Genomic DNA, 5,865 nt, shown 5'->3' with positions numbered 1-5,865 from the left:
TTGAATATTCAATTTCATTAAAGTTTGTTATTGCCAAATCCAAATCACTGCCTGAATGTGCTTGTCTTTTTATTCTGCTGCCATAAGCCAAAACGATAGCATGCGGGCAATGTTTATCAAAAATTTGTTTTAATATTTTTAAGTGTTTTTCTTTTAAAAAAAGTTCAGTCATTTTCTATAATTTTTTTAAGTTTTTCAACATCTGACAAAAAATTATCAATTAAAGATAAAGTTTCTTGTGCAAAAGCTATTCCGTAATCGTGTGCTGTAGTGTTTATGTTATCTCTGTATTTAAACCATCTTTCAACTTCTTGTTCGTTTAATAAAGAAAACTTATGTGTCTGCCTGAAAATATCCTTAAACGACAACATATCGACAGCTTTTTTTGTTGCAAAATAAGGAACTAATTTTTTCTTAAGCATTTTACCGCTTTGTTCCAATGTTATTTCGAAACTTTTGACCAATGAATTTCTATACATTTCATAGTCGACAGTTCCTTCCTTTGAGGACTTTATCATACTATAAGATTTTTTTAATGTATCAATACATTTTTGCAAAAATTCTGTATTAATTTGTGTCATAAAAACCTCAAAAATTTTATCTTGAAACAAACATATTATACTAAAAAACACAAAAAATATTAAAGAATTTTAACCTTATCATTTTATTTGCAAAAACACCTGTAAAAATGATATAATCCCAAAAAGTTTTGTTGTTTATATTTAATGCATTAAATTAAAATATGGTATAATTTTATACAGAAAACTTATTTTATGATAAAATCTATAGCAAATTGGCTTACAAATGAAAAATGTGATATAGAAAAGTACAAGAATTTTAATTATACATCAAGAGATTTTTTTCAGGCAAAACTTGACAGTTTGTATATAAAAACAAAAGATTCTCTTTTAATTTCAGTTATTGGTGAAATAGGTAATAATTCTTTTGACCATAATTTAGGAAATTGGATTGATGTAGTAGGCATAATTTTTATTTATGATGAAAAGAATAAAACAATTATAATTGCAGATAGAGGACAGGGAATAAAAAGTACAATATCCAGAATAAAAAAAGATATTGTAACGGATGAACAAGCAATAAAAATTGCTTTTACACAAATAATATCAGGCAGAGCACCTGAGCAGAGGGGAAACGGATTAAAATTCGTTTGTAATGTTGTTAAGCAAAACAAATGGTATTTGTCTTTAACTTCCGGTAATGGAAATATAGAAATAAAAGATGGAAATATAAAATTTTCTACATTAAACTATGTTGTTAATGGGTGTTTAGCAGTTATAAGTTATTAGGAGTAACGTTATGAAAATTAAAATATCAAAATTTGGAAAATTATTAATTTCAAGACCTGCCGGAAGAGAAGCTTTTTTAGCTGCTTGTGCATATACATTTAACAATAATGATACCGAGTTTGTTTTAGATTTTTCAGATGTAGATGTTTTGTCTCCATCTTGGGCTGATGAATTTATAGGTGGTATAAAAAACAAATTTAAAAATATTGTTCTTAAATATGAAAATACCACAAATAAATCTGTAGAAGAAACTTTAAAATTCATTAATCCGAAAGAATAGAAATTAGTCCGAAGAACACCGAAATTGCTAATTACTCATTACTAATTTCTAATTGCAGTTAGTAGTTGTTGTTAAACTCTCAGCTCTAAGCTGTCGTTATTGTAGTTAATCTCAGCTGTTCAGCTTATCAGCTCTTCAGCTGTTGTTATAAAGCAGGTATGTTGTTTGTACCTCAAATTTTTGCATAGCAAGTTTTTGTTGCTAAAGGGATTTTGATGTTTGTTTCCATACATCTATACATCCATCCCTCTATACCTCAAATTTTTGCATAGCAAAAATTTATCTTATCTGTTTTTGGAATCCTATGTGGAATAGGATGGTTGGGGAAAATATCCCTATCAAGATGAGTCCAAAAGCAGCCGGTTAGGTAGAAAATATCGGGAAGTCATGAGCCCGGTGTTTTCTGCCGAATGTTTACGTATTCCTATTATTTAGAATTAGAATTAGAATATATTCTTTCTATTTTTAGGAATTCTTGAACTGTGGCTGTTATTGGTTATACCCTCATCTTGAGTAACCGATAACAGCCGTTTTTTTATGTCCATAAACAGATTTTTAAAACTGTTTATGGACTTTTTTTATTAAAAAAGAACATTTTCAATGCTCTTTTGAATTATTGGTTTGTAGGTTATTAGATTATAAGTTGTTTTTGTAGTTTATAACCTGTCGTTATATGAACTGTCGTTAAATTGTGTGTCATTAGTTTGTCATTCCGAACCTGCTTTAGCAGGGAGGAATCTGTCGTTTGTAGTTTAAACTCTAAGCTCTCAGCTGAAAACACTTTAGTGTTTGGCTCAGCTCTCAGCTAAAAAATTCCAATGAGGGGGAATTTTTAAATGTCTTTTTCAGGTGCAACATTAATGATTACCGGTGGAACCGGTTCATTCGGTAACACCGTTTTAAAACATTTTTTATCAAGTGATATTGCTCAAATAAGAATATTTTCAAGAGATGAAAAAAAACAAGATGATATGCGTCACGATTTGCAAATAAAATATCCCGAATATGCAAAAAAAGTTAAATTTTATATCGGTGATGTCAGGAATGCAAAAGCAATAAAAGATGCAATGAACGGTGTGGATTTTGTTTTTCATGCCGCAGCATTAAAACAAGTTCCTTCTTGTGAATTTTTCCCTATGGAAGCTGTCAGAACAAATGTAATCGGAACGGATAATATGTTACATGCCGCAATGGAATGTAATGTTAAAAGAGTTGTATGTTTATCTACAGATAAAGCAGCATATCCTATTAATGCAATGGGTATATCAAAAGCCATGATGGAAAGAATCATTTATGCAAATGCCCGTGTTGCTGCAGAACAAAATAAAACCGTTATATGTTGCACAAGATACGGCAATGTAATGTGTTCAAGGGGTTCTGTAATTCCGTTATTTATCGACCAAATAAAAAACAAACAACCCATAACAATAACAAATCCCGATATGACAAGGTTTTTAATGAATTTGGATGAAGCAGTTTCCCTCGTGGAATTTGCTTTTAAAAATGCCAATCCGGGAGATTTATTTATACAAAAAGCAGATGCCTCAACAATTGGTGTTCTTGCAGAAGCTGTTCAAAAATTATTTGGTAAAACAGAAACACACATTATAGGAACAAGACACGGTGAAAAACTGTATGAAACATTAATGACAAGGGAAGAAAAATTAAGAAGTCAGGATATGGGTAAATATTTCAGAGTAGCTGCCGACAGCAGAGATTTGAATTACGACAAGTTTGTAGTTAAAGGTGAAGTTCATACAATGGCTGATCAAGCTTACACCAGCCACAATACAACAAGATTAAATGTCGAAGGAACAGTGCAAAAGCTGTTAACCACGGACTATGTCCGTCAACAACTTGATGTATAGAGGGAAGGAAGTATAGATGTATAGAAACGACAAACAAAAAACAATAAAACAGTCGTCTTTGCGAGCGGAGACACAAAGTGTCAAAGTGAAGCAATCCAGTGTTGTTGCTGTTCCAATACCTCCATACCTCAATACTTCCATGCCTCAAAATTCGCCGTTGCGAATTTTAATCACCGGTTCCAACGGTTTTGTCGGTAAAAACCTTGTTGCCAACTTAAAAACAATACAAAACGGAACTAATAAAACCCGCAATATTCAAATAGAAGACATTTTTGAATACGATATAGATACACCGAAAGAAAAGTTAGATGAGTTCTGCAAAAATTGTAATTTCGTTTTTAATTTAGCGGGAGTTAATCGCCCTAAAGAACAAACCGAATTTATGCAAGGCAATTTCGGTTTTGCAGAAATTTTATTAAATACTTTAAAAAAATATAACAATAAATGTCCCGTAATGCTTTCAAGTTCAATACAAGCAACATTACAGGGCAGGTTTGCAAATTCCGAATACGGTAAATCCAAACTTGCAGGAGAAGAACTTTTCTTTGATTATTCAAAACAAACAAATGCAAAAGTATTGGTTTACAGGTTCCCTAACTTATTTGGTAAATGGTGTAAACCCAACTATAATTCTGCAGTTGCTACATTCTGCTATAACATATCAAGAAATTTACCCATAACAATCAGTAACCCAAACAACGAATTGGAACTGTTATATATAGACGATTTAATTGAAGAAATGTTTGATGCATTGGAAAACAAAGAACATAAAAAAGATGATAAATATTGTTATGTTCCAACAACACATAAAGCAACATTAGGTGAAATAGTAGATTTGTTAAATCAATTTAAACAGCAACCTAAAACTTTGCAAATGCCGCAAATACCAAACAATTCATTTGCTAAAAAATTATATTCAACTTATTTGTCTTATTTACCTAAGGAAGAAGTTTGTTTTTCATTAAAAACAAACACCGATAACAGAGGCAATTTTACAGAACTTTTAAAAACACTCAATTGCGGACAATTTTCGGTAAATATTTCAAAACCGGGAATAACTAAGGGTGAGCATTGGCACAATACAAAATGGGAATTTTTTATCGTCGTTTCAGGTAAAGCAAAAATAGAACAAAGAAAAATCGGCACAAACGAAATTTTAATTTTTGAAGTTTCTGGGGAAAATATACAAGCCGTTCACATGTTACCCGGATACACACACAACATTATCAATTTATCCGATACCGAAAACTTAGTTACACTTATGTGGGCAAACGAACAGTTTAACCCGAACAAACCGGACACTTTTTTTGAGAAGGTAAACAATGACTAATACAAAAAAAATAATTATTTTAGGTGCCGGCGGCTTTGCAAAAACATTAGCGGATATTTTACAGCAAAACAAAATATATGCAGAAATTAAATTTTTAGACGATACAAAAACAGGTAAAAATATACTCGGTAAATGTAGTGATTATATAAAGTTTAAAAACGAAAATACGGATATGTATCCCGCTTTTGGTAACAATGAAGTAAGAAAAATATGGTTTGAAAAATTACAACAAGAAAAAATAAATATACCGACAATTATTCATAACAGTGCATATATAAGCCCGACTGTAAAAATAGAAACAGGCATTGCAGTATTACCTAAAGCGGTAATAAACACAAATTGTGTAGTAAAACAAGGTTGTATTGTAAATTGCGGTTCTGTAATAGACCACGACTGTATATTGGAACAGTTTGTTCATATTTGTATAGGTGCAATGGTAAAAGCGGAAAACAAAATTCCTGCAGGAACAAAAATTGAAGCAGGGCAAATTGTTGCAAGGCAACAATTTGGAGGTATAGAGGGATAGGAGTATAGAGGTATAGAAACAAAATGCTTTGCATTTTGTTGAGGCAAAGACGTATAGATGTATAGAAGAATTGGAGATTATAGGCAAGGATGCTTTTCGTCCATGCATCCATACATCTATGCATCAAAACTTTCGTAGAAATTTTTAAACGAGGTTAAAATGAATAAAGTTAGCTTTAAAAATGATAACAGACTTAAATTGTTGATTATAGTGGGTACTCGTCCTGAAATCATCAGATTGTCCGAAGTTATAAAAAAGTGCAGAAAATATTTCGATACCGTTTTAGCCCATACAGGTCAAAATTACGACTATACCTTAAACGGAATATTTTTTAAAGATTTAAAACTTAAAGAGCCGGAAATTTACCTTAATGCCGTCGGTAAAAATTTAGGGCAAACAATGGGTAACATCATTGCAAGTTCTTATGAACTTATGGCAAAAATTAATCCGGATGCACTTTTGGTATTGGGCGATACAAACAGTTGTTTATCTGCAATAGGTGCAAAAAGGTTACATATTCCAATATTTCACATGGAAGCAGGTAACAGATGTAA

The 5,865-nt window shown here is 31.4% G+C and carries 7 protein-coding genes; 6 read left to right on the top strand and 1 reads right to left on the bottom strand.

Annotated features, from left to right (window positions below):
- Positions 1–164: 164 nt before the first annotated feature.
- Complete coding sequence (locus ACMUOV_RS04050) at positions 165–581, bottom strand: nucleotidyltransferase substrate binding protein (protein ID WP_413853834.1); 417 nt, start codon at positions 579–581, stop codon at positions 165–167.
- Positions 582–773: 192 nt separating this feature from the next.
- Between ACMUOV_RS04050 and ACMUOV_RS04045 the strand changes: the two genes are divergently transcribed.
- The 6 genes from ACMUOV_RS04045 to ACMUOV_RS04020 form a co-directional block, all read left to right on the top strand.
- Positions 774–1,307, top strand: a complete 534-nt coding sequence (locus ACMUOV_RS04045) for a hypothetical protein (RefSeq protein ID WP_413853833.1) — start codon at positions 774–776, stop codon at positions 1,305–1,307.
- 10 nt (positions 1,308–1,317) lie between these two features.
- A complete protein-coding gene (locus ACMUOV_RS04040) occupies positions 1,318–1,587 on the top strand; it encodes an STAS-like domain-containing protein (RefSeq protein ID WP_413853832.1) in 270 nt (89 codons plus the stop codon).
- An 836-nt stretch (positions 1,588–2,423) separates the two neighbouring features.
- Positions 2,424–3,455: a polysaccharide biosynthesis protein gene (locus tag ACMUOV_RS04035; RefSeq protein WP_413853831.1), complete on the top strand. Its 1,032-nt coding sequence runs from the start codon at positions 2,424–2,426 to the stop codon at positions 3,453–3,455.
- A 157-nt stretch (positions 3,456–3,612) separates the two neighbouring features.
- Entirely contained in the window at positions 3,613–4,785 is a 1,173-nt protein-coding gene (locus ACMUOV_RS04030; protein ID WP_413853835.1) for an NAD-dependent epimerase/dehydratase family protein, read from the top strand.
- The gene (locus tag ACMUOV_RS04025; protein ID WP_413853830.1) at positions 4,778–5,311 is read left to right on the top strand and encodes a hypothetical protein; all 534 of its coding nucleotides are present in this window, start codon (positions 4,778–4,780) and stop codon (positions 5,309–5,311) included. Before ACMUOV_RS04030 ends, ACMUOV_RS04025 begins: the two co-directional genes overlap by 8 nt.
- A gap of 159 nt (positions 5,312–5,470) precedes the next feature.
- Positions 5,471–5,865, top strand: a 395-nt coding sequence (locus ACMUOV_RS04020; protein ID WP_413853829.1) for a UDP-N-acetylglucosamine 2-epimerase, incomplete at its 3' end; no start/stop codon positions are given.

Source organism: Candidatus Ruminimicrobium bovinum, from assembly GCF_902760015.1.
Lineage (GTDB): Bacteria > Elusimicrobiota > Endomicrobiia > Endomicrobiales > Endomicrobiaceae > Ruminimicrobium > Ruminimicrobium bovinum.
The sequence above is the reverse complement of the archived record's forward strand: the minus strand, read 5'-3'. Positions and strand labels throughout refer to the sequence as shown.